The sequence below is a fragment of the Azospirillum ramasamyi genome (assembly GCF_003233655.1).
Taxonomy (GTDB): Bacteria; Pseudomonadota; Alphaproteobacteria; order Azospirillales; family Azospirillaceae; genus Azospirillum; species Azospirillum ramasamyi.
The window spans coordinates 661,931-686,098 of record NZ_CP029831.1; the positions used below are offsets into that span (position 1 = coordinate 661,931).

General features: G+C 68.7%; 23 protein-coding genes. 5 read left to right on the forward strand and 18 right to left on the reverse strand.

All coding sequences use genetic code 11. The annotated features are described in order from the left end of the window. Position 1 precedes the first annotated feature (1 nt). From DM194_RS19340 to DM194_RS19375, 8 genes are all read right to left on the reverse strand, one after another. Positions 2-637 (reverse strand): energy-coupling factor transporter transmembrane component T family protein, encoded by a 636-nt coding sequence (locus tag DM194_RS19340; protein ID WP_111069170.1) that lies wholly within the window; start codon positions 635-637, stop codon positions 2-4. Further along, entirely contained in the window at positions 637-1,311 is a 675-nt protein-coding gene (locus DM194_RS19345) for an energy-coupling factor ABC transporter ATP-binding protein (RefSeq protein WP_111069171.1), read from the reverse strand. Before DM194_RS19345 ends, DM194_RS19340 begins: the two co-directional genes overlap by 1 nt. Before the next feature lie 139 nt (positions 1,312-1,450). Then, positions 1,451-2,266 (reverse strand): class I SAM-dependent methyltransferase, encoded by an 816-nt coding sequence (locus DM194_RS19350; RefSeq protein WP_111069172.1) that lies wholly within the window; start codon positions 2,264-2,266, stop codon positions 1,451-1,453. Between the two features lie 169 nt (positions 2,267-2,435). Next, positions 2,436-3,263 (reverse strand): amino acid ABC transporter ATP-binding protein, encoded by an 828-nt coding sequence (locus tag DM194_RS19355; protein WP_111069173.1) that lies wholly within the window; start codon positions 3,261-3,263, stop codon positions 2,436-2,438. Next, complete coding sequence (locus DM194_RS19360; RefSeq protein WP_111069174.1) at positions 3,263-3,967, reverse strand: amino acid ABC transporter permease; 705 nt, start codon at positions 3,965-3,967, stop codon at positions 3,263-3,265. Before DM194_RS19360 ends, DM194_RS19355 begins: the two co-directional genes overlap by 1 nt. Positions 3,968-3,971: 4 nt before the next feature. Continuing rightward, the gene (locus DM194_RS19365; protein ID WP_111069175.1) at positions 3,972-4,619 is read right to left on the reverse strand and encodes an amino acid ABC transporter permease; all 648 of its coding nucleotides are present in this window, start codon (positions 4,617-4,619) and stop codon (positions 3,972-3,974) included. A 193-nt stretch (positions 4,620-4,812) separates the two neighbouring features. After that, complete coding sequence (locus tag DM194_RS19370) at positions 4,813-5,643, reverse strand: transporter substrate-binding domain-containing protein (RefSeq protein WP_246024474.1); 831 nt, start codon at positions 5,641-5,643, stop codon at positions 4,813-4,815. Between the two features lie 66 nt (positions 5,644-5,709). Further along, positions 5,710-6,582, reverse strand: coding sequence for a histidine utilization transcriptional repressor HutC (locus DM194_RS19375; RefSeq protein ID WP_246024475.1), 873 nt, complete (start codon positions 6,580-6,582; stop codon positions 5,710-5,712). Between the two features lie 210 nt (positions 6,583-6,792). Between DM194_RS19375 and DM194_RS19380 the strand changes: the two genes are divergently transcribed. From DM194_RS19380 to DM194_RS19390, 3 genes are read left to right on the forward strand one after another with little or no spacing between them, the layout of a single operon-like run. Then, positions 6,793-8,079: a paraquat-inducible protein A gene (locus DM194_RS19380; RefSeq protein ID WP_246024476.1), complete on the forward strand. Its 1,287-nt coding sequence runs from the start codon at positions 6,793-6,795 to the stop codon at positions 8,077-8,079. After that, complete coding sequence (locus tag DM194_RS19385) at positions 8,072-9,766, forward strand: PqiB family protein (protein ID WP_111069178.1); 1,695 nt, start codon at positions 8,072-8,074, stop codon at positions 9,764-9,766. Before DM194_RS19380 ends, DM194_RS19385 begins: the two co-directional genes overlap by 8 nt. A 21-nt stretch (positions 9,767-9,787) precedes the next feature. Continuing rightward, a complete protein-coding gene (locus tag DM194_RS19390) occupies positions 9,788-10,381 on the forward strand; it encodes a PqiC family protein (protein WP_111069179.1) in 594 nt (197 codons plus the stop codon). A 13-nt stretch (positions 10,382-10,394) separates the two neighbouring features. Here the strand turns inward: DM194_RS19390 and DM194_RS19395 are convergent, their stop codons facing one another. Further along, positions 10,395-10,934, reverse strand: coding sequence for a hypothetical protein (locus DM194_RS19395; protein ID WP_111069180.1), 540 nt, complete (start codon positions 10,932-10,934; stop codon positions 10,395-10,397). A gap of 90 nt (positions 10,935-11,024) precedes the next feature. After that, positions 11,025-11,924, reverse strand: coding sequence for a LysR family transcriptional regulator (locus tag DM194_RS19400; RefSeq protein ID WP_111069241.1), 900 nt, complete (start codon positions 11,922-11,924; stop codon positions 11,025-11,027). A 152-nt stretch (positions 11,925-12,076) separates the two neighbouring features. Between DM194_RS19400 and DM194_RS19405 the strand changes: the two genes are divergently transcribed. Both DM194_RS19405 and fghA read left to right on the forward strand, forming a co-directional pair. Then, positions 12,077-13,195 carry an S-(hydroxymethyl)glutathione dehydrogenase/class III alcohol dehydrogenase gene (locus DM194_RS19405; RefSeq protein WP_111069181.1) on the forward strand — a complete coding sequence of 373 codons (1,119 nt, stop codon included), beginning with the start codon at positions 12,077-12,079 and terminating at the stop codon, positions 13,193-13,195. A gap of 89 nt (positions 13,196-13,284) precedes the next feature. Then, positions 13,285-14,136, forward strand: coding sequence for an S-formylglutathione hydrolase (fghA, locus tag DM194_RS19410; protein WP_111069182.1), 852 nt, complete (start codon positions 13,285-13,287; stop codon positions 14,134-14,136). A 90-nt stretch (positions 14,137-14,226) separates the two neighbouring features. Here the strand turns inward: fghA and DM194_RS19415 are convergent, their stop codons facing one another. From DM194_RS19415 to DM194_RS19450, 8 genes are all read right to left on the reverse strand, one after another. Continuing rightward, the gene (locus tag DM194_RS19415) at positions 14,227-15,375 is read right to left on the reverse strand and encodes a DUF1513 domain-containing protein (RefSeq protein WP_246024477.1); all 1,149 of its coding nucleotides are present in this window, start codon (positions 15,373-15,375) and stop codon (positions 14,227-14,229) included. A gap of 4 nt (positions 15,376-15,379) precedes the next feature. Next, positions 15,380-16,492, reverse strand: coding sequence for an imelysin family protein (locus DM194_RS19420; RefSeq protein ID WP_111069184.1), 1,113 nt, complete (start codon positions 16,490-16,492; stop codon positions 15,380-15,382). Positions 16,493-16,542: 50 nt separating this feature from the next. Further along, the gene (locus DM194_RS19425) at positions 16,543-17,814 is read right to left on the reverse strand and encodes a di-heme oxidoredictase family protein (RefSeq protein WP_246024478.1); all 1,272 of its coding nucleotides are present in this window, start codon (positions 17,812-17,814) and stop codon (positions 16,543-16,545) included. Further along, on the reverse strand, positions 17,807-19,291 hold the full coding sequence (locus DM194_RS19430; RefSeq protein WP_111069185.1) for a multicopper oxidase family protein: 1,485 nt from the start codon (positions 19,289-19,291) through the stop codon (positions 17,807-17,809). The genes DM194_RS19425 and DM194_RS19430 overlap by 8 nt, the downstream gene beginning before the upstream one ends. 134 nt (positions 19,292-19,425) lie before the next feature. After that, positions 19,426-20,700: an imelysin family protein gene (locus tag DM194_RS19435; RefSeq protein WP_111069186.1), complete on the reverse strand. Its 1,275-nt coding sequence runs from the start codon at positions 20,698-20,700 to the stop codon at positions 19,426-19,428. A gap of 179 nt (positions 20,701-20,879) precedes the next feature. Beyond that, positions 20,880-22,037 carry a trans-sulfuration enzyme family protein gene (locus tag DM194_RS19440; protein ID WP_111069187.1) on the reverse strand — a complete coding sequence of 386 codons (1,158 nt, stop codon included), beginning with the start codon at positions 22,035-22,037 and terminating at the stop codon, positions 20,880-20,882. A gap of 101 nt (positions 22,038-22,138) precedes the next feature. Further along, the gene (locus DM194_RS19445; protein ID WP_176581464.1) at positions 22,139-23,233 is read right to left on the reverse strand and encodes an AbrB family transcriptional regulator; all 1,095 of its coding nucleotides are present in this window, start codon (positions 23,231-23,233) and stop codon (positions 22,139-22,141) included. 121 nt (positions 23,234-23,354) lie between these two features. Further along, on the reverse strand, positions 23,355-24,168 hold an 814-nt coding region (locus DM194_RS19450; RefSeq protein WP_246024479.1), incomplete at its 5' end, for a methyl-accepting chemotaxis protein.

Here is a 24,168-nt window from a genome sequence, read left to right on the forward strand (position 1 = left end):
GTTATCGTTGAGAGGTGTTCCTGGTTCCGGTTTCTGCCGGATCGTATCCCCGCGCTTCCAATGCGGCGGTCAGATCATCGGCCATGGTGAGGATCTTGACCAGCAGCGGAACGAACAGGGCGGCTATGTTGCGCTCGACGCCGCGGGCGCGTTGGGCCATCCGCACCTCGCGCACCTGCTCGCCCAGCAGGGGGATGAAGCGGATGGCCAGGGCCAGCATCAGCGCCATCTTGGCCGGATTGACCCCGACCGGGCGCAGCAGGCCGAACAGCCGCTCGAACAGCTCGACCATGTCCATGACGCGGGTGGTCAGCGTGACCAGTGTCGCCAGCAGGATCAGGGCGGCGAAGCGGGCGACGGCGACCGCCGTCTCCTCCCACCCGCCGCCGGCCAGCAGCGCCTGGAAGCCGAACAGCAGGGTCAGCATGACCACCGGCGCCCGCAACTCCTTCAGCACCCGCCGGACCGGCAGCTTCGCCGCCACCAGCACGGCGGCGCCGACCGCCCCGGCGGCCAGCGCTCCCCAGGCGCCGGGCAGAGCCAGCACCAGGATGGTCACCAGCAGCAGGCCGCCCAGCTTCGCTCCCGCCGGCAGGCGGTGGATCGCCGACTCCCGATGCAGGTAGAGCCCCAGCATCAGCCGAGCCGTTCCACATAGGCGGGTATGGCGTCCGCCGGCAGACCGTCGGCCACGACGCGGCCATCCTCCAGAACCAGCGCCCGGTCGAAGTCCTTCACCATGTCCAGGTCATGGGTGACGACGATCACCGTCTGCGGCAGGCCGCGCAGCAGCTCGATCACCTTGCGGCGGTTGCGCAGGTCGAGCAGGGTGGTCGGCTCGTCGAAGACCACGTAGGCCGGCTCCAGCACCAGCACCCCGGCGATGGCGAGCAGCTGCTTCTCGCCGCCGCTCATCTGGTGGGCCGGCTGGTGGCGGTAGCGGTCGAGACCGTAGCGCTCCAGCGCCCCGGCCACGCGGCGGGCGATCTCGTCCTTCGGCAGCTTGCGCGCCTTCAGCCCGAAGGCGATGTCCTCCTCCACCGTCGGGTAGACGATCTGGGTGTCCGGATTCTGGAAGACGAAGCCGACCCGCTGGCGCACCGCGCGTCCGTCGGTCCGCGTGTCCAGTCCATCGACGGCGACGCTGCCGGTCGTCGGCACGATCAGCCCGTTCAGCAACCGCGCCAGCGTGCTCTTTCCCGACCCGTTGCCGCCGAGAATGGCGATGCGCCGTTCCGCCAGCCGCAGCGACAGATCGTGCAGGACGGGACGGTCGCCATAGGCGTGGGTGACGGACCGGAGTTCGATCATCGATGGAGACGGGGCTTTCGCGTTGCAGTCCTGTTGCGCTTGCGAAAGCTACTTAGCCGGTTTGCGGGCGGGGTGCCAGAGGGGAACAAGTCCCCATCCAGGGTCAAGACGGTCAAGCTTGGCGCAATCCCGCCATGGCTCACCGGTGAGTCATGGGCTCGACGATCCAAATCCGGTCGCCAGGGGAGGTTGCCGGAGTGGCATCGAAGCCGCCGAGTTCCGCCACCACCCGGAAGCCGTGGCGGGTAAACAATGCCCGCATTTCTTCCGAAGTGCACCAGCGCAATTCCAGAACCTCATCTTTGCTTCTCAGGACCCTATTTTCCTTGTCCAATATCTCATAGGTGACGGTGAATTGCGCGATCTTCCTTTCCTGATCTACCTGATTACTCTTGAAGGTTCGGGCGACGTTGAAGGGAGAACCCTCCAGATTGATGAGCACCCTTGGATTCCGGTGGGCCGGGCGGAGACGGCTGTCGTTGTCGCAGGCCCCCCAGCAATCGAGGACGGCCCGGCCGTTATCGGACAGAAGCCGATGCAGGCCGTCCAGAAACCTGCTTCTGTCGTCGTCGTTCAAAAGAAAATTGAAGACGCGGAAGGGAGCGATCGCGAGATCGAAGCGGCGGCCGAGGCGGAGCGCGCAAACGTCCGCCTGGCAAATATCCGCCTGAATGAATGACACACGCCTCTTCACAGCCTCGTCGGCGGCCTCCAGCTTGCGGTGGGCGATCGCAAGCATGTCGTCGGAAAGGTCGAGACCGATCACTTCGTGCCCGGCCTCGGCAAGTGCGAAGGTCAGCCGTCCGGTTCCGGCACCGATGTCCAGGATCGGCGTTCCGCCGCCGATCGCGAGCGTTCGATAGAATGATGCCTCACTCTCCGGACACAGCGCGCCATCGATCAGGTCGTACAGTGCCGCACTGAAGCTGCCCTGTCCGTAGTAAGGCTCCGTCATTCCGCCTGCCGCCCTTCGGGCCGATGAAAGCTCCCCGATTGGAGCTGTTGGGGCCGCAGTTATTCATATCCGGCCAGCATCGGGCAAGGCCATCGTCGCAGGTCCGAATGGTCATCCTCCTGCCCGGCTCGGATCGCCTTGCCCTCGGAACCACGTTGCGGCCGGACGGTCAAAAGCTGTTGCGCTCATGGTAGGTCTGAAGGAACTGCTGCACCCGCGGTTCGGTGGATTCGTGGAAGACCTCGCGCGGGGTGCCGAAGGCGGCGATGCGGCCATGGTCGAGGAAGGCCACCCTGTCGGCGACATTCGCCGCAAAGCCCATCTCGTGCGTCACCACCACCATGGTCATGCCGTCCGCCGCCAGATCGCGCATGACCTGCAGCACCTCGCCCACCAGTTCGGGATCCAGCGCAGAGGTCGGCTCGTCGAACAGCATCAGGTGCGGTTCCATCGCGATGACGCGGGCGATGGCGACGCGCTGCTGCTGGCCGCCGGACAGCCGGGCGGGATAGCTGTCGGCCTTGGCGGACAGCCCCACCCGGTCCAGCATGCGCCGGGCGTGGGCGGATGCTGCGGCCTTGTCCATGCCGCGGACCTGCACCAGGGCTTCCGCCACATTCTCCAGCGCGGTCATGTGGGGCCACAGGTTGAACTGCTGGAACACCATGCCGACGTTGCGCCGCAGATCCCGCAGGTCGCGGTTCGACAGGCGGCGGCGCGGCGTGCCTTCGGTGTAGCCGACCAGCTTGCCTTCGATGCGGATCTCGCCGCGGTCGTAGACCTCCAGGAAGTTGATGCAGCGCAGCAGCGTGCTCTTGCCCGATCCGCTGGGGCCGATCAGGCAGACGACCTCCGACTTGTTGACGGTCAGGTCGATGTCGCGCAGCACCTCGTTGGTGCCGAAGCTCTTGCTGACGCCGCGGATGGAAACCATCGGCACGGCATCGGCGGCGGCGGCGGAACGGGGCGGGGAGGCGGTTTCGGAAACGGCGGTCATCACGCCCTCGCGGTTGCGGTCTGGGTCGAATCCCCCTGCGGCGACGCATGGGTCAGGAAACGGGTGACGCGGGCCTCCAGCCGGCGGCCCAGGCGCGACACCACCTCCACCAGCAGCCAGTAGAACAGCGCCATGCCGACGATCGTCTCGAAGGTGGCGAAGGTCTCCGCCGCCATCGTCTGCATCTCGTACATCAGTTCGGGCACGGTGATGATCGACAGCACCACCGTCTCCTTGGTCAGGATCGCCAACATGTTGACGATGGCCGGGATGGTCGACACCAGCATGGCCGGCACGATCACCCGGCGCAGGATGGAGCCGTAGGACATGCCGAGGCTGAGTGCCGCCTCCACCTGTCCCTTCGGCACCGCCTGATAGCCGGCGCGGAAGATCTCGGCGAAATAGGCGCTGCCGTAGATGCCGAGGCCGATGATGCCGGCGGTGGTCGCCTCCAGCCGCAGGCCGATGGACGGGCCGCCGCTGTAGAGCAGGAACAGCTGGATCAGGAAGGGCGTGCCGCGGATCACCTCGATATAGGCGCGGATGACCCAGCGCAGCGGCTTCAGCGGGATCTGGCGCAGCAGCATCAGGACGAAGCCCAGCACCATGCCGATCAGGCTGCCGGCGCCCCAGCACAGGATGGTGACGCCGAAGCCGCGCAGCAGCGCCGGGCCGTACTGGACGAGGATGGCGAAGTCCAACATCGGATCAGGCCTGTTGCAGGCGGCGTTCGACCAGCGTGCCGAACAGGGCCAGCACGCCGTTGATCGCCAGATAGATGAGGCCGGCCGCGAGGTAGATCTCGAGCGGTCGGTAGTTGCTGGCCGAAATGGTCTGGGCGGTCCGCGTCAACTCCGCCACCCCGACGACCGATATCAGCGAGGACGCCTTCAGCAGCAGGATCAGCTCGTTGACCAGGGCCGGCACCGAGATGCGGAAGGCCTGCGGCAGCAGGATGCGCGTCCAGATGGCCGATCCGGGGAAGCCCAGCGCCAGCGCCGCTTCGGATTGGCCGTGCGGGACGGCGTTCAGCGCGCCGCGGTAGATCTCCGATACATAGGCGCCCGATGCGAGGCCCAGCGCGGTGATGGCGGCGACCAGCGGCGGCACGTCGATGCCGATCAGCGGCAGCATGTAGTAGATCAGCAGAAGCTGGATCAGCAGCGGCACGCCGCGAAAGAAGCTGACATAGACGCCGCCCGCCATGTCCGCCGCCCAGTTGCCGGACTGCCGCGCCACGCAGACGACCAGGCCGATCACCTGTCCCAGCAGCACGCCGAGCAGCGAGACCCAGACGGTCGTGACGGCCGCCCCCAACAGATGGGGAAGGGCGTCGATGATGACGCTGAACTTCATTGATGGGCCTTTGTCGAGCGATCCTGCCCCTCTCCCGACCCGGGAGAGGGAAGGGGCCCATGGCGCAAGCCATGGGAAGGGCGGGGGGTGATGCAAGGATCGAGGAATCCATGTCCGGATTGCCCCTCACCCTCCCCACTTCGTGGGTCCCCTCCCTCTCCCGTGGCGGGAGAGGGAAGGTTGTGCCCCAGCCTTACAGCTGCGGTTCCGGAACGGTGGTCGGCAGTTCCTGCGAGACGCCGAACCACTTCTTCTGGATCTCGGCCATGCGGCCGTCCTTCTGGATCTTCACCAGCGCGGCGTTGACCGCCTCGATCAGGCTCTTGTCGTCATCGCCGAGGCGGCCGACCCACGAGAAGTAGGAGGGCTTGCCGAAGGGCGGCTGGACGACGGTGAAGGTCTCATTGCGCTTGGCGGCGGCGAAGGCGAGGTTCGGCAGCGAGTTGACCGAGGCGTCGATGCGGCCGGCGGCCAGATCGGCGTAGGACTGGTTGCTGTCGACATATTCGCGCACGTCCGGCGGGGTCGGCAGGGTCTGGGCGTATTCCTTGAGCTGGGCCAGCTGCGAGGTGCCCTTGCCGCCGCCGACCTTCTTGCCGGCGATGTCCTCCGGCTTGTTGATGCTCTTGTCGTCGGTGCGCTTCATGATCGCGGCGGTCGCCTCGGAAATCGGAACGGTGAAGGCATAGCGCTTCATGCGCTCCTTCGTGATCGTCACCGGGGCGATGACCAGATCGAACTTCTTGGCTTCCAGGCCGGGCAGGACGCTGGTCCAGGGCAGGTCGATATACTTGGGCTTGACGCCCAGTTCCTTCGCCACCTCGTCGATCAGGTCGCGGTCGACGCCCTTGTATTCGTTGTTCTCGAGGAAGTCGAACGGCGGGAACTGCATCTCGGTGGCGACGGTGAGGACACCGGCCTTCTTCACGTCGGCCAGCGTATCGGCCATCGCCGTGCCGGCGGCGGCGCCGGTCACCAGCAGAGTGGCGCCGAGCAGCGCCGCCTTGAACATCGTCCGAACCATACCCTTGCTCTCCATCGTGAGTGGTCCCCGGTGGTGGCCGGCCAACTGTGGCCGGTCCTTTTGTGTTTACAAATTCAACTCGGTCGCGCTGTCGGTGATCGACGAACCGCTCAGGCTGAACCGGTCGCCGACCGAGAGGAAATGAACGAGCGTCACCGGCCGGCTGAGATGCATGGTCTGCCGCCGGATCGACAGGCAGGCAGCCCCGGCCTCCACCCCCAGCAGCGCCGCCATCTCCGCCGTGGCGTTGACCGCGCGCACCGTATGGTCGGCCGATGACCAGGGAACCCGCTCGACCAGCCAGCGGCTGGGCGCCACGCTGTCGAACGGTTCCTCCGCCACTTCGGGAACGGCGTCGAGGCTGACGAGGCGCCGCTCATGCTGGATCGGCGTCCCGTCGCTGAAATGCAGGCATTCCAGCGCCAGGATCGGCGCACCGTCGGGCAGGTCGGGCCAGCGGATGCCCTGTCCGTTGCTTATGCTCTTGCGTTCCCGGATGCGGAACTCGTAAACACGGCCCTCCCGCGCGACGACGTCGCCGATGTCCTCGATGGGCAGGGCGAAACGGTCGCGGCGGCCGGTGGCGACGAAGGTTCCGGCACGGCGGCGGCGGACGAGGAAACCCTCCCGCGCCAGCAATGCGATGGCCTTGTGCACGGTCTGGCGGGAGACGCCGTAGAGGCTCGACAACTCCGCCTCGTTGGGCAGGCGTTGGCCGGCCTGCCAGCGCCCCCGCAGGATCTGGCCGGCGACGGCGCGCTTGATCTGGTCGAACAGCGCGCCCCGGCCGTCGAGGGTAAGGCCGTCAAGTGCTTGTCGGTCAAGGGCTTGGCCGTCGAGTGCTTGGCCATCGGGGGCAAGCTCGTTCCGCGGGGCGCGTGCCGGCGTGGATGCCGGTCCGCCGCCGCGGTCCCGTCCGGTCAGGCCTTGCCGTGCCACCCCCTGCACCCCGCTCTCCGCGCCCCGATATGACGTTCGGCGATAATGTATGTACATAATCTTACGGTCAATCGCCAATTCCTGGTCCGGCGGGAGGTTTTGCTGCGACGCGGCGGAAAATCGCCTATCCCGTTCGCCGGGGCTTGCGCAGCCGCCTGAAAAAGCCAATTGGAGTGCGGGATTTACGATAAAGTCGGTTCGGGCGCGTGCATGTCGATGTGGCAGGGCAAGGACGGGTTGAGGGGGCCTCGGGCGACGGTTCGGGACGATCTGGTCGGATGCCCGGATTGCGGGCGGCTTCACCGTGCCCGTGAATTGCCTCGCGGCGGCCGGGCCGTCTGCACCCGGTGCGGCTCGCTGCTGTACCGGCATGTCGCGGGCGGGGTGCGTCATGCCCTGCCCATGGCGCTGACCGCGCTGCTGCTGCTGGGATTGATCGCCGTCGCTCCGCTGATGGCGGTGAATATCCAGGGGAACATCCGCGACGGTCTGGTGGCGACCGGGTTGGAGGAGTTGGCCGACCAGGGGATGTGGCCGCTGGCGCTGCTGGTCGGGACGCTGGTGCTGGGCGCGCCGGTGGTCCGCGTGTCGGCGGTGATCGCCGTGCTGCTCAGCCTGCACGGCGGACGTCCGCCGAAATCGCCCCGCGTGATCGCCCGGCTGTTCGCCCTGACCGAGACTCTGCGCCCCTGGGCGATGCTGGACGTCTTCCTGCTCGGCCTGCTGGTCGGCTATTCCAAGCTGTACGGATTCGCCAATGCGGAAATGCTGACCGGCGGGCTGGCGCTCGGCGGCTATGTGCTGGCGATCACCGTGATGGACCAGGGGCTCGACCGCCGGGCGCTATGGTCGGCCATCGACCATGTGCCTGCCGGCCCTTCGCCCTTCCCCCGGCGCTGGGTCTCCTGCCCGGTCTGCCAGCGGGTCCACGGCCATGACCATGAGCCCGTGCCGCACCTCTGCACCCGCTGCGACAGCCGTATGCACAAGCGGGAACCCGACAGTCTGCAACGGACCACGGCCCTGGTGGCGACCAGCGCCATTCTCTATGTGCCGGCCAACCTGCTGCCGGTGATGACCGTCGTCAATTTCGGCCGGGGCGATCCCAGCACGATCCTGGGCGGCGTCGGGGAGTTGGCGGCGTCCGGCATGTGGCCGCTGGCGCTGCTGGTCTTCATCGCCAGCATCGCGGTGCCGCTGCTGAAGCTGGGCGGGTTGCTCTGGTTCGTCGTCACGGCATGGCGCGGATCGGCTGCGCGGCTGCGGGGACGGACCCGCCTCTATCGTTTCATCGACGCCATCGGGCGTTGGTCCAATGTGGACGTATTCATGATCGCCATCCTCACGGCGCTGGTGCAGTTCGGCGCCGTCGCCTCCGTCCGCGCCGATTCCGGCGCGATCGCCTTCGCCGCCGTGGTCATCCTGACCATGCTGGCAAGCCACGTCTTCGACCCGCGCGTGATGTGGGACCGGGCGGACGGGGGGCGGCATGACTGACTCCGGCCAGCCCCCTCCGCCCGCATCTCCCGCCGCTCCGCCGCCTTCTCCTCCGCCGGAGGTCGAGGTATCGACGCGCCCGAGGCTGTCCCTCCTGTGGCTGCTGCCGCTGGTGGCGGCGCTGATCGTCGGCTGGCTCGGCTGGCAATGGCTGGAGGACCGCGGTCCGCAGATCGTCATCATCTTCCAGTCCGGCGACGGGCTGGAGGCCGGGCGGACCCCGATCAAGCTCAAGAACGTCAATCTCGGCGTGATCGAGTCGGTCCGCCTGTCCGACAACCTGTCCCAGGTGATCGCCACCGCCCGCATGGACCGCACCGCCAGCCAGCACCTGAGGGAGGGAACCCGCTTCTGGGTGGTGGAGCCTCGCCTCAGCCTTGGCGGGGTGTCCGGTCTGAGCACCGTGGTGTCCGGCACCTATGTGGAGATGGAGCCCGGCGGCGGCGCGGAGCGGCGAGAGTTCTACGCGCTGGACGAACCGCCGGTGGTCCGCGCCGACACGCCGGGCCGCAGCTTCACCCTGAAGGCGGAGCAGCTGGGATCGCTGGCGCAGGGGTCGCCGGTCTATTTCCGTGGCGTCCAGGTGGGCGAGGTGATGGGCTACAACCTGTCGCCCCAGGACCGCACGGTGTCGGTCTCCATCTTCGTCCGCGCCCCCTATGAGGGACTCGTGCGCGAGGGGAGCCGGTTCTGGCGGTCGTCGGGTATCCAGTTCACCGCTGGGGCCGAGGGACTTAAGTTCCAGATGGAATCGCTGAGGGCGCTGGCGCTGGGCGGCGTGGTGCTGGAAACCCCGCCCGATCCGGAGGCCGGAGTGCAGGCGAAGGATTGGTCCACCTTCACGCTCTATGAGGATCAGGCCGCGGCCGTGGCGGCGCGCGACCGGCTGCGCGTGCGCTATCGGCTGGAGTTCCCCGGTTCGGTCCAGGGACTCCAGGCGGGGGCGCCGGTGCTGTTGCGCGGCTTGACGGTCGGGCATGTGGCCGCCGTGCGGCTGGAGTATGACGAGGCGACGCAGGAACTTCGCATCCCCGTCTTCATCGATTTCGAACCGGAACTCGTCGTCCGGACCTATGATGTTCAGGAAAACCGGCCGTTGGACGAGGCTGCCGTGCGCCGGCTGGTCGCCACCCAGGTGGAAAAGGGCCTGCGCGGCCGTCTGGCATCCGGAAACCTGCTGACCGGGCAAAGGCTGGTGTTCTTCGACTACGCGCCGGACATGCCGCCCGCACTGGGGCCGGACCGGTCGGAATTGCCGACGGTGGCGTCCAGCGACCTTGATTCGATCATGGCGTCGGCAGGCGAGGTGATGGACAAGATTTCCGCGCTGCCGCTGGACGCGCTGATCGCCGATCTGCGCGGCACCCTGCAATCGGTGAGCGGCCTTGCCGGCTCCCCGGACCTCGCGCGCTCCCTCGCGGAACTCGCCAAGGCGCTGGGCAGCGCCGACGCGCTGATGCGCAATGCCAACCGCCAATTGCCGGAGGTGGTGAGGAGTCTGCGCGGGGTGGCGACGGCGGCGGAGGGAGCGTTGAACAGCGCCAACGGCTTGATGACCGGAAGCGGCGGGCAGCCCGACCTGCCGGAGGTGCTGCGGCAGTTGAACGACGCCGCGCGGTCCTTCCGCGTGCTGGCCGACTATCTGGAACGCCACCCCGATGCGCTGATTTGGGGCAAGAGACGGTAAGGGATGGGGGAAGGAATGAGGATGGAGCGGATGCGCGGATTGCGGGGGGCGGCGATGGCGCTGCCCTTGCTGGTGCTGGCGGCCTGCCAGTCGGCGCCGGACAGCCAGCTCTACACGCTGGCGGTGGTGCCGCCGTCAGGAACGGCGCAGCCGGTCCGCACCGCGTTTCAAACCTTGGCGCTGGGATCGCTGGACCTGCCGATGCTGATCGACCGGCCTCAGATCGTCGTCCGCATCGACAGCAACCGGGTGAAGGAACTGGAGTTCAACCGCTGGGCCGAGCCTCTGGCCGACGGGCTCCGCTCCACCCTTACCGGCGATTTGACGGCGCGCCTGCCCGGCGTGACCGTCCTGCCGGTGGCCGGCAGCGCGGTGGAAGAGGGCACGGCGGTGCTGGCCGTCACCATCCTGCGCTTCGATGCCGACATCAGCGGCCGGGTGGTGCTGGACGCGCAATGGAGCCTGACCCAGGCCGGCGGCGCACGGAAGATCGGCCCGACGCGAGAGGCGGTGGACGTCTCTGCCGCCAGCGCCGGGCCGGATGCCCTGGTGCGGGCGATGAGCCAGGCGGTCGCCATTTTCTCCGACCGCATCGTCGCCGCGGTGCGCCGCTGAGAAGCGGCCCCGTTCAGTGGAGCAGGGTGGCGCCGCGGTCGGCAGTCGGGTGGGGGCGGTCCATGCGCCCGGCCGCCGTCCGATGGGGCCGAAGGTCCTCCGCCTCCGGGTCGGGCATCAGCAATCCGGCGCGGCTGAGGGCGGAGGCCAGGACGCAGAGCGGCGCCATCGCCATCCGCACGCCCGCCAGCGGCAGCCAATCGTTCATCAGCACTCCGGCTTCACCATGCTGCCCCTGCTGGGCGAGCCGCAGCATGTCGAGCAACAGCGCCTCGTCGATGCCTAGCGACGGGCAGGGCGGCCGGTGCAGGTCCAGCGGGCGGGTGGTGGCCGCCAGAACGATGCGCATCAGCGTGTCGAAGGCCACCGCGGCGTCGTTTGACAGACCCGCCGTGGTCATTCCGTCCTGCCAGTGCGGATGCTGGCGCTCCGGCTCGCGCAGGGGTTCGGCCCACAGGCGCAGAACGGACACGACCAGCGCCTCCGCCGCGTGCAGATCCTGGAATCGCTGGCGCGGCGGCATGGCGCGGCGATGGGACGACATGGTGGGCATGGCGAACTCCGCATTGAAGACAGGCGGAGATTAGGCTGCTCAAAATGATAATGCAAGTCATTCGCATTTGCATTGAGCGAGGTTCGTTGCTCAGCGGTATTCCGCCCGCTGCGCCAGCCCTTCCTTCAGATGCCGGATCGCGGCATGCACCTTGGGCGGCACATGGCGCTTCTGCGGATAGACCGCCCACACCGCGGTGTTCGGCGGCCGGTGGCGATCCAGCAGGGAAACCAACCGCCCCTCCGCCATCGGCACGCGCACGTAGTAATCCGGCAACTGGCAAAGCCCGAATCCCCGCAACGCGGCATCCAGCACCGAGAAGCCGCTGTTGCAGCGCCAGCGGCCGCGCGGACGGAACAGCCAGTCCTGCCCTTCGTCGTCGAACAGCCAGTGATCGGAGGTGCCGATCAGGCATTGGTGGGTGCCGAGGTTTGCCAGGCCGTCGGGGATGCCGTGGCGGTCGAGATAGGCCGGCGCCGCGCAGAGATGCATCACCCGCGGGGCGATGCGGGTCGCCACCATGCTCGATTCGCTGAGGCGGCCGAGGCGGATCGCCAGATCATAGCCCTCCTGCACCAGATCGAGCTGCCGGTTGGTCAGCTCCACCTCGATGCTCAGCTGGGGGTGGCGCTCCATCAGGTCGTTGATCAGCGGCATGACGAAGCGCTCGCCATAGGCGGTGGCGCAGGTCATGCGCAGCATTCCCTTGATCTCGCTGTCGCTGTCGCCCTGAAGCGCGCCCACCGCCAGGAAAGCCTCGTCGCGCTGTTCGGCCAGCCGCCGGCAGCGGGCGAGAAAGGCGTGGCCGCTCTCCGTCAGGCTGACCTTGCGGGTGGTGCGGTAGAACAGGCGGGCCTGCAGCCGGTCCTCCAGCCGCGCCACGCTGCGGCTGACATGGGAGGAGGAGACGCGCAGACGCTCCGCCGCACGGGAAAAGCTGCCGGTTTCGGCCACCGCCACGAATTCGTCGATGCCGTCCCAGCCGCTCATGGTCATTCTCCCAAGGCCATCCGGACATTATCCCCGCACGGCAAAAATCTATTCCCAAAATCGCCGTTCTGGCAATGACCGCTCGCGGGCTACACTGCGGTAATCAAATGCCAATCCTCATTGGCGAAACCGTTTTCGGGAAGGAAAGCCACATGGTCCTGTCACGCGCCGCCGTCGCCTGGGAAGCCAACCGTCCGCTGGAAATCGAGGAAGTCGAAGTCGCGGCGCCCAAGGCCGGCGAGGTGATGGTCCGCATCGTCGCCACCGGCGTCTGCCATACCGATGCCTACACCCTGTCCGGCAAGGATTCGGAAGGCGTCTTCCCCTGCATCCTCGGCCATGAGGGCGGCGGCGTGGTGGTGGAGGTCGGCCCCGGCGTCACCTCCGTCGCGGTCGGCGACCACGTCATCCCGCTCTACACCCCGGAATGCGGCAAGTGCAAATTCTGCCTGTCCGGCAAGACCAACCTGTGCCAGGCGATCCGCGCGACCCAGGGCAAGGGCCTGATGCCGGACGGCACCAGCCGCTTCTCGCTGAAGGGCAAGCAGATCGCCCATTATATGGGCACCTCGACCTTCTCCGAATACACGGTACTGCCGGAGATCGCGCTCGCCAAGATCAACAAGGCCGCGCCGCTGGAAAAGGTCTGCCTGCTGGGCTGCGGCGTCACCACCGGCATGGGCGCGGTGATGAACACGGCGAAGGTGGAGCCGGGCTCGACCGTCGCCATCTTCGGCCTGGGCGGCATCGGCCTGTCGGCCATCATCGGCGCCACCATGGCGAAGGCCAGCCGCATCATCGGCATCGACATCAACCCGTCGAAGTTCGAGATCGCCAGGCAGTTGGGCGCCACCGACGTCATCAACCCGAAGGACTTCGACCGCCCGATCCAGGAAGTGCTGGTGGAGATGACCGACGGCGGCGTCGATTACAGCTTCGAGTGCATCGGCAACGTTCAGATCATGCGCGCCGCCCTGGAATGCTGCCACAAGGGCTGGGGCGAGTCGGTGATCATCGGCGTCGCCGGCGCCGGCGAGGAGATCTCCACCCGTCCGTTCCAGCTGGTGACCGGCCGCGTCTGGCGCGGTTCCGCCTTCGGCGGCGTCAAGGGCCGCTCGGAGCTGCCGGAATATGTGGAGCGCTACCTGCGCGGCGAGTTCGAGCTGGATACCTTCATCACCCACACCATGGGGCTGGAGGACATCAACCACGCCTTCGACCTGATGCATGAGGGCAAGAGCATCCGCTCGGTCATCCTCTACAACCAGTAAGGCCACGGCTGCTAGGATGACGGCGCTCCCCTCTCCCGCAGCGGGGGAGGGGAGCGTTTTGCGACAGCGACTTTGAAAAGGGCAGTTCCATGACCGACCCCCTCACCACCCTGTCGGAAACCCGCGTCTTCGGCGGCCGGCTGAAGCGGGTGCGGCACCAGTCCGCGGCGGTGCGCTGCGAAATGACCTTCGCCATCTTCCTGCCGCCGCAGGTGGAGGACGGCGCCAAGGTGCCGGTCTTCTATTGGCTGTCCGGCCTGACCTGCACCGACGAGAACTTCACCCAGAAGGCCGGCGCCTTCCGCGTCGCGGCTGAGCTGGGCCTTGCCATCGTCGCCCCCGATACCAGCCCGCGCGGCGAAGGGGTGCCGGGCGATCCCGACGGCGCCTGGGATTTCGGGCAGGGCGCGGGCTTCTACGTCGATGCGACGGAGGAGCCGTGGGCGCGGCATTACCGCATGCACGATTATGTGACGCGGGAACTGCCGGCGCTGGTCGAAGGGAATTTCCCGGTCAGCGGCCGCCGTTCCATCGCCGGCCATTCGATGGGCGGGCATGGCGCGCTGGTCTGCGCGCTGAAGCATCCCGGCTTCTACAAGGCGGTGTCGGCCTTCGCCCCCATCGTCAACCCGGCGGCGGTTCCCTGGGGCGAGAAGGCGTTCGGCCGCTATCTGGGACCGGACCAGGACCGCTGGCTGGACTGGGACGCCTGCGCGCTGATCGGCAAGGCGAAGGAGCGTTTGCCGATCCTGATCGACCAGGGTGACCGCGACGGCTTCCTGGAGGCGCAGTTGAAGCCGCAGGCGCTGGTCGCCGCGGCGGAGGCGGCGGGTCATCCGCTGACGCTGCGCATGCAGCCCGGCTATGACCACAGCTATTTCTTCATCAGCACGTTCATCGAGGATCACCTGCGCCATCACGCGGCGGCGCTGGCGGGGTAGGGGCAGGCTTCGATTGCCCCCACCTAGCCTCCCCCGCCGGGCGGAGGAGAGTTGGGGTGGGGGCCTAGCTTCGTTCCCCCGCCGGCTCCCTTACCCCAGCCGCCGCGTCAGGTGGTTGTCCCACCGGAATTCCGGCGCCCGGCGCTCCGGCCCTGCCGTTGCGCTGACCGACACCGGTTCGATCACGCCCAACCCGCTGGTCGCCAGATACCCCTCGTCGCTCGGCGCCAGCCCGCAGCCGTCGGTCAGCGTGGTCGAGCCGAGCCAGGCGCCGGTCGCGGCGTCCCACAGCCCGATGATCCCGCCCGGCGGCGAACTGGCGGCGACGGTCCTGCCGTCCGACGCGACGCTGCCGATATAGCCCTGCATGCGCGACAGCATGTCCTCCGGCGTATCGAAGAGGCGGACGGCCCCGCTGCCGGGGCGGTGCGCGCCGGTCAGGGGCTGCAGCATGCCGATGGGCCGCTCGTCCTGCATGCCGAAGGCGACGCCGCCGTCGTCCAGCAGGGCGATGTGGCGGATGCCGAGGTTGCTGTGTTCCTCCGGCAGGCGGACCTTGTCGAGCAGCCTGCCGGTCGCCGCCTCCACATAGGTCAGCGAGGCGTCCATGCTGTCGAGGTTCAGCTTGGCCCGGCCAGTGTCGGGATGGGTGATGACGCCGCCATTGGCCACCGCGAGCGTGGTGCCGTCATGCATCAGGATCAGTTCATGCGGTCCCAGCCCGTGGGTCGGGATGGCGCCGGTGCGGCGGTAATCGTCGGTGGCGTCATAGACGCCGATGGCCCCCTCCTCGCGCGGGACGTCGTCCTCGGCGACATAGAGGGTGCGGCCATCGGCGGAATAGCCGCCATGGCCGGTGAAGCGGCGGTCGTCCGGCGCCCGCAGGACCGGACCGGGAGTGCCGTCGGCCAGCGACAGGATCTGGAACCAGCGGCCGGGCCGGCGGGAGAAGACCACGGCCTCGGCCATGGCCGGACGCGGCACGATGCCGTGGGCGCGGCCGGGGGTGGGGGTGGTGAACAGCACCTTGCCGGCAGGGTCCAGCGCCGCGACGCCGTAGCTCGGCTCCGCCCCGGCGGTGGCATAGGCGTTGAGATAGATCGTGCCGTTGCCGGCGGCATGGGCCGTGCCGGTCAGCATGGCCAGCAGCCCACCGCCCAGCAGTCGCCCGCCAATCAGATTCCCGCCCGCCATCAGGCCGAGGATGTGCCGGCGGTCCATCGCTCCCTTCCCGCTCATGGGTTCAGTCCCCGTCCAGCTCATTGAAGCCCAGCGTGATGTCCAGCAGCGGGGCGAGCGTGCCCAGCATCTCCACCCGTGCCGCCTTGATCAGGCGCAGCGCGGCATCGGTTTTCTGGCGGGCGGCCGGATCGGTCACCGCCTTGTTCAGCGGACCCGGCACCGCCGCCACGGCGCCGATCGCGGCGGCGAAGCTCCCGTCGACCGCCTGCTTCGCGGCGGTTCCGTCCTCGCCCGGCGGCAGCAGCGAGACGAAGCCCGGCCCGCCATTCTCGCCCATCAGCAGGGCGCGCAGCCCTTCCAGATTCAGCGCGATGTTGCGCAGCCCCCGGCCGCTGCGCAGGGCTTCGACCACCATCGGCTTGGCATCCTCGATGCCGGTGCCGAGCGGGGCCATCAGCTTCTGATCGATGATCACCTGCATCGCGGTGACGGCGGAGGTGTAGAGCGTGTTCACCGCCTCCGACGGGGTGGGGCCGAGGACGGTCGCCTCACCGGCGGCCAGCGGCGCCTCCAGTTCCTTCCAGCCGTCGCGCGCATCGGCCGCGATGGCGGCGACGTTGCGGGCGGCGGCGGCGGCGAGCCGCGCGCGGAAGCGCTTGGCGTCGCTGCCGGTGAAGCTCTCCACCGTGACGTTCTCGTCGAACAGCAGCCGTTCCAGCACGGTCAGGCCCTGCACGGCCGCGCTCTGGCGGGCGAGCGCCCCCGGCTGCAGCAGCTTCGGATCCTGGTCGCGCAGAATCTGGCCGATCTGGCGTTGGACCACGCCGGCCCGTTCCGGCCAGAAGGACAGGCGGTCGGCCCGCAGGTTCACGGTCAGCGGACCCGGCCGCAGATGCTGCACGCCGGCCCAGGCGTCGGTGACCCGGGTGTGGGCCGTCCGCGCCTCCTCCAGGCCGGCGGCGCTGGGGCTGGCGGCGAAGCGGTCGAGCGTGTCGGCATAGGCGTCGGCCGCCGCCGCCAGCGCGTCGAAGCGGGGCAGGGCATGGGTGCGGACCATGCCGGCCAGGAAGGCGCTGTCGTTGTCCGACTGCCGGGCGGCGAAGGCCGGGGTCCGGGGCAACAGGGCGGCCACGGCGGCGGCCGACATCAGTCCAAGCACTATGCGGCGTCGCATACGATCAAATCCCTTCTGCCGGTTACGCGGATCAAAGCCCCGCCCATCCTTTACAAACCAAAGACATAGCGCACCAGCCGCTTCCGCTCCGCCGCAGGCAGGGTCATGAAGCGGTCCTTCGCTCCCTCGGCTTCGCCGCCGTGCCACAGGATGGCTTCGGTCACGCTGCGGGCGCGCCCGTCATGCAGCAGCGATAGCTGCCCGTCCTTTGCCGCCAGCCGGTTCAGCCCCCAAAGCGGCGTGGTGCGCCAGTCGCTTCCGCGCGCCTCGCCCATCGCCAGCCCATCGCCCAGCGCCGGGCCGAGGTCGTGCAGCAGCATGTCGCTGTGCGGGAAGATGTCGCGGTCGGACAGGGCCGGATGGGACGGATCCTCCACCGTGCGCCAGGACGGGCGGTGGCAGGCGGCGCAGCCGGTGTCGGCGAACAGCCTGGCGCCGGCCTCGTCCTTCGACGCCTCCAGACTGCCGTCGGGCGGCAGGTCGCGCAGGTAGCCGTCGATCAGGCCGATCACCGTGCTGGGGATTTCCAGCCCCTCGAACTGCTTGGAGTCGCCGTGCGGGGCGTTGCGGCAGGCGGTCTGGGCCGGGGTGCAGTCGCCCCAGGGTACGGGAAAGGCCGGGGTCGACATGCCGATGTCGAGGCTGAAGGCCTCCGCATCCTGATGTTCGAGCGTGGGGTGCATCGCCTTCCAGCCGAAACGGCCGACCTGACGCTTGCCGTCCACCGTCACATTGTTCACCCGGCCGGCCACGGGACCGCCGGACGCCGCCTGCCTTGCCGCCTCCGCCTCGATCGCCTCGGCCGGGATGCGGTCGAGCAGGCCCATGCCATGGACCCGCGGAGGCACGCGGGCGGACATCACCGTCGCTTCGGCCAGCGGGCCATAGCCGAGATCCTCGACCACCGGGGTGGGATGGCGCAGCCGGACGATTTCGCCGTCGGGGAAGCGCACCTCCTCCTCCCGGTAGGTGACACGGGGGCGCCCTTCGATCACCTGTCCGAGGATGGCGTTGGCCTGGATCTGCCGGCCATAGACCGGGTCGTCGTTCAGCTTGATCGTATAGCCGACGCCCTGGTCCCCCGCCATCGCCGGGTCTGGCGGACGGCCGCCGCCGCCGCGCGGATGGCAGACGGCGCAGGACCGCGCGTTGTAGAGAGGCCCCAGACCGTCCGCCGCCTGGGTCGCGGTGGGCGCCGCCACCCACATGCGGCGGAACAGCGCCTCGCCGATGCGGTTGTCGAGGCCGCTGTCGGCCTGCGCGGCAGGAGCGAGAAGGAGAACAAGCGCGACCGCTGTGCCGCGAAGTGATATCTCAAGCAACGCGGATATATCCCATCATGCCGGTGTCCTGGTGTTCGATGATGTGGCAGTGGAACATCCAGTCTCCGGGATTGTCGGCCTTGATGGCGACGCGCAGGCGTTCCTTCGGCTCCAGCAGCACGGTGTCGGCATGGTGGGGCACCACCTTGCGGCCGTCCGACGACAGCACCTTGAAGGTGTAGCCGTGGATGTGGATCGGGTGCAGGTGCGGCGTCAGGTTGGCCAGCTCGAAGATGTAGCTGCGGCCCTTCTCCAGCGTGACCAGCGGCGGCGGCAGACGCTGGTGCCCATCCTCCGGCCAGCTCTGCTGGTTGATCGCCCAGAAGGTCTTCTGCGACAGGCAGAGCGAGTCGGCATAGGGCAGGCCGGCCAGGATCGCCGGGTCGAAGCTCTGCGCCACCGCGGTGGCGGAGAAGGCCAGCGGGATGACCGGCGCGTCCTTCAGATCCGGCTCGGGGATCGTGGAGGTGGGCAGGGCGCGCGGCTTGAAACGCTTGTTGGGCAGGGCGGGGTCGACGGCGCGGAAGGTGGCGAGCGGCCGGGGTTCGGCGGAATAGACGTTGGTCAGCCGCAGGGTCTGGCCGGCCCTGGCCGGTGCGCGGAACAGCACGTCGATGCGCATCGCCGGGCCCATCGGCCAGCCGTCCAGCGGGCGGGGCGGCAGCGGATTGCCGTCCGCCGCGACGATCCAGGCCTCCGCCCCCTCCACCCGCAGATCGACCACGCGGGTGCTGTCGATGTTGTAGAGCCGGGCGCGGATGTCGCCGTTGGCGGGAACCTCGATCACCGGATCGATGGCGCCGTTGACGGTCGACACGCTGCCGAAGGTGCCGGCGCGCGCCGCGCCGCGGTCGGTGATGAAGGCGCCGAAGCTGCCGGTCTTGTCCAACTGCCAGTCCTTGACCAGACAGACGATGTCGGCGTCGACCTTCGGCGCGTCCGGTTCCTCGACGATCAGCACGCCAGCAAGGCCGCGCCCCAGCAGCTCCACCGTGTTGCAGTGGGGATGGAAGAAGAAGGAGCCGGCGTCGGGCGGGGTGAACTCATAGACGTGGCGCTCGCCGGGCCTGGTCGGCGGCTGGGTCAGATAGGGCACGCCGTCTTCCAGGTTCGGCAGGCGGATGCCGTGCCAGTGGATCGAGCTGTGCTCGTCCAGTCCGTTGACGAGCGTGGCGCGCAGCCTCTGGCCCTTGCGCATGCGGATGACCGGGCCGGGAAAGCTGTCGGCATAGGTGATCAGCGGCGACGGCTCGGCGGGCTCCGGCAGGATGCGCTGAAGACGCTGCTTCGCGAACAGTTCCACCTCGACCAGATCGCCGGCGGAGGTGATGGGGACGGGGCCGGTCCAGCCGGGCTTGAGGGCGCCGGCGGCCGGTGCGGCGGCTCCGGTGCCGCCCATCGCCGCCGCCGCGACGGCAGTTCCCCCGGCGCGCAGAAGCGCACGGCGGGACAGCGGGGCGGCAAGGCGGTGCGGCATGACGGCGGTCCGAAAACGACAGACAGGAAAAGGCCGGCTCCGCTCCCGCCCCCTCCGTACCGGAACGGCCCGGAAGGGAAGGTGGGGAAACGGTCATGCGCGGATGAGGCGCGGGACCGGAGCCGGATGCAGGCTTACTTGCCGACCTTCGACGGATCGTCGAGGCTGTCGGAACCCTCGATGCTGATGGAGACACCCAGGGTGTTGACGGCGCCTTCGAGCGCCTTCTTCTGATCGACGAGACGGTCGACGGCGGCGGCGACCAGCTTGTTGCCCTCCTCGTTGTCGGCGGCGATCATCTGGTCATAGGCCATCTTGCCGCTGTCGGCGGTGTCCTTGATCGCCTGCATCGCCTTCATGGCCTCGGACATGGCGGTCTTCACCGCGGCGTCGGCATCGGTGGACTTGGCGGCGACCAGCTGCGACAGCGAAGCGCCGGACACGGTCTTGCCGTCGGTGCGCGTGTAGCTGCCGTTGTAGACGTTCACCATGCCGACGACGTCGTAATAGTGCGAGTTGTGGGTGTTGTCGGAGAAGCAGTCATGCTCCTCCTCCGGGTCATGCAGCATCAGGCCGAGCTTCATGCGCTCGCCCGCCAGCTCGCCGTAGCTCAGCGACCCCAGGCCGGTCAGCATGCGGGCGACCCCTTCGCCTTCCGGGGCCTTGGCGATGGAGGCGCGGGCCTTGCCCTTCGGCGCCCACTCCGCCGTCATCTCGGCGAGGTCGTCGACCAGCATCTGGGTGGCGACGGTCAGGTACTGGGCGCGGCGGTCGCAATGGCCGTTGGTGCAGTCCTTGCCCTTGGCGTAGTCGGTGGCCTTGCGCGCACCAGCGCCGGGGCCGGTGCCGTTCAGATCCTGGCCCCACAGCAGGAATTCGACGGCGTGATAGCCGGTGGCGACGTTCGCCTCGACCTTGCCGGCCTCGTGCAGCTTGTCGGCCAGCAGTTCCTTGGTGATCTTCGTCGCGTTGATGGTCTTGCCGCCGGCCGTGATCTTCGGGTTGGCGATGACGTTGGCCTTGGCGTAGGGGTTGCTCTCGCCGCCGGCATAGCCTTCGTCGACATAGTCGATCAGGCCCTCGTCCAGCGGCCAGGCATTCACCTTGCCTTCCCATTCGTCGACGATCGGGTTGCCGAAGCGGAAGGCTTCGGTCTGCATGTAGGGAACGCGGGCGGCCTTCCAGGCCTCGCGCGCCTTCGCCAGCGTCTCCTCCGTCGGATTGGCGACCAGGGCGTCGACCGCCTTCTTCAGCGCCTTGGCGCTGTTGGTCGCGTCCTCGTAGGCGGCATGGGCGATGTCGGCGTAGTTCTTCGCCACGTCCTTGTAGGCCGGCGCCGCCGCCTGGGCGGCGAACGGCATCAGGGCAACGACGGCTACGGCGGCAAGGCCGGCAGCGCGCTTCGACATGGAGGTCTCCTCGAACGGCGGGGGTCTGAAATGACAGCAAGTGCGACTTATTCTCAGAGAATAACGTCGCGAATAATTCTCACTGTCAAGCCCTATCCGCGTTGGGGATACTCGGAAATGCGGCTGCGGCCGGGGCCTGCGTCGATATTACCCGGTGACGGGGAAACGCAGGCCGTTCCTCACCCCTGGCGGAGCGCCCGATTGAGCGCCTGCGCCAGATCGTCGAACAGGTCGTCGGGCGACTCAAGCCCGACCGACAGGCGCAGCAGGTCGCCGGGAACCGGGGAGGTCGGGCCTTCGATGCTGGCGCGGTGTTCGATCAGGCTTTCCACCCCGCCCAGCGAGGTGGCGCGGCGCCAGACGCCGACATGGGCGGCGGTGTCGATGGCGGCCTGGGTGCCGCCCTTCACCCGGATCGACAGCATGCCGCCGAAGCCGCCGGTCATCTGGCGGGAGGCGATGCCGTGGCCGCGGAAGCCGGGAAGGCCGGGATAGAGCACCTCCGACACCTGCGGGTGGGCGGACAGGCGCTCCGCCAGGGTCATGGCGGCGGCGCACTGCCAGCGGACGCGGGCGAAGAGGGTGCGCAGGCCGCGCTGGAGAAGCCAGGCCTCGAAGCTGCCGAGGATGCCGCCCTGCTGGGCCTGCACCGCCTTGATGCGGCTCCAGAACTCGTCCTTGCGGGCGGCGGTCAGGGTGCCGGCGACGACGTCCGAATGGCCGTTCAGGTATTTGGTCGCCGAATGCATGACGATGTCCGCGCCCAGTTCCAGCGGACGGGTCAACACCGGGGTCGCCACCGTGCTGTCCACGGCGAGCCAGGCCCCGGCGTCATGCGCGAGTTCGGCGACCGCGGCGATGTCGGTGACGGTCCACAGCGGGTTGGCGGGGGTCTCCAGCCAGACCAGCCGCGTCTCGCCGGGGCGTAGCGACGCCCGGACCGCGTCGGTGTTGCTGGTGTCCACCCCTTCCACCCGCAGGCCCCAGCGGGTGGCCGGGCCATGCACCCAGTTGCGGAAGGCCCAGTACATCACGTCGGGAACGACCACATGGTCGCCGGGATCGAGCGCCTGGAACACCGCCGTCGCCGCCGCCATGCCCGAGGCGAACAGCAGCGTGTCCGCGCCCTTTTCCAGTTCGGTGATGGTCCGGGCCGGCGTGTCGAAGGTGGGGTTGTCGGCACGGGCATAGACCCGCCCGCGGCCATAGCCGTTGTCGGGGTCGCGGATGTAGGTGGTGGAGGGATGGATCGGCGGAATGACCGCGCCGGTGGCTGCGTCCTCAAACCCCAGGGCGCCGGCGGCGATGGTTTCGGGACGGTGGGGGCGGTCGGTCATTGCCGGGGCACTCCGGGTCGGGGCGAAAGGGGGATCAAGGATACGCTTCGAACGAGCGCCGGCGCAACGCCGCGTCCGGCTGTCCGACCTTCGCCGGAAGCTCAGGCGTAACGGGCGATCAGGCGGGCCAGCGGCGGTCCAGACAGCACCACCACGAACAGCCGCAGGGTCTGCAGCGCCAGGACCAGCGGCAGGTCCACCCCGGTGCCGAGCGCGATCACCACGACGGAATCGAGCCCGCCCGGGCTGGTGGCGAGGAAGGCGGTCAGCGGGTCGGTCGGCAGCAGCGTGACCAGCACCCAGGCCGACAGGCTGCAGAGCGCGATCATCAGCCCGGTCGACAGCAGCATCTGCGGCACCGCACGGAACGCGTGGCCCACCACCTCCCGGGTGAAGCGCAGCCCGATGCTCCAGCCGATCACGGCATAGGTGACGATCAGCAGCGTATGCGGCAATTGCAGCGATATCCCGGCACCGGTCTGGACCAGCGCCCCCAGCACCATCGGGACCAGCAGGGCGCCCGACGGGATGCGGAAGCGATGCCCGATCCAGCCGCCGGCCAGGGCGACCAGCAGGGTCGCCGCCAGCCCCGCCGGATCCAGAGCCTCCACCAGCGCCTCCACCGGGGCGGCCGCCGGGGCCGCGCCCTGCGGACCGGCGGTCAGCGCGTGGGTGACCAGGGAGGCGCTGAGCACCACCAGAACCACGCGCAGATACTGCATCACCGCGACGAGCCGGGCATCCGCGCCATGCTGTCCCGCCATGGCGACCATGGCCGCAGCGGCTCCCGGCGACACGCCCCAGGCCGCGGTGGTGCCGGGCAGGCTGCCGTAGCGGACGAAGAGCCAGCCGACGATGCCGCTGACCATTACCGTCAGCCCGACCGTTCCCAGCATCAGCGGCCAGTTGCGGGCGATGGACAGCAGGATCGACGCGGTGACGGCATGGGCGACGAGGCAGCCGATGATCGCCTGCGCCACGGTGAAGCCGGATGACGGCACCCGGATGGAGGCGCCGCCGACGCCGAACGCGATCGCTCCCACCATCGGCCCGATCAGCCAGGCGGCCGGCAGCCCGACCCCCTCCAGCCCCAGCGTGACCGCACCCGACAGGGCGAGCAGGCCCGCCCATTGCGCCAGCTTGCCGGCCCGCCCGTTGAGCCGGCCGGTTCCCGCCCGATCCTCCGCATCCGCCACGGATCCATACCTGTAAGAATATTTTGCGACCGGAACATGCTGCCTGCCGCGGAACCTTCCCGTCCAGCGGCGGGGAGGGCGCGGCAGCCATGCATCGGCGGTTGCGGAGCGGCCGGGCCGGTCAGCTGGCGGAACGGATGCGGCTGAGGAAGTTGGCGACCCCCTTGTTCAGGTCATCCGCCTGGCGGTGCAGCAGGCCGGTCGCCAACAGCACCTCCTGCGCGATGCCGCCGGTTTCCGCCGAGGACTGCGTCACCTGACCGATGGAGCCGGTGATGCGGCGGGCGCCGACGGCCACCTCCTGCACGTTGCGGGTGATCTCCTGGGTGGCTGCGGTCTGCTGCTCCACCGTCGCGGCGACGGTCGTGACGATCCCGTTGATCTGGGTGATGGTGCTGCCCACCGCATGGATCGCCTCGGCGGCGTTGCCGGCGGCGTTCTGCATGCCGGCGATCTGGGTGGAGATGTCCTCCGTCGCCTTGGCGGTCTGGTTGGCCAGATGCTTCACCTCGTTGGCGACGACGGCGAAGCCCTTGCCGGCCTCCCCGGCGCGGGCGGCCTCGATGGTGGCGTTCAGGGCCAGCAGATTGGTCTGGCTGGCGATGTTGTTGATCAGCTTGACCACATCGCCGATGCGCTGCGCCGCTTCGACCAGACCGCTGACGGTTCCCTTCGTGCGTTCCGCCTCGACGACCGCGGAGGTCGAGATGCGGGAGGATTCGTTGACGTGGCGGCTGATGTCGGAGATGGAGGCGGCGAGCTGCTCGGTCGCGGCGGCGACCGTCTGCATGCTGGAGGAGGCGATCTCCGTTTCCGACGCCACATCGGTGGAACGGCGGTTGGTGGCGGTCGCGATCTCGGACATGCGCCGGGCATGCGCCTGCATCTGGTCGGACGCCGCCACCGTGCTCTCGACGATGCTTTTCACGCTGTCC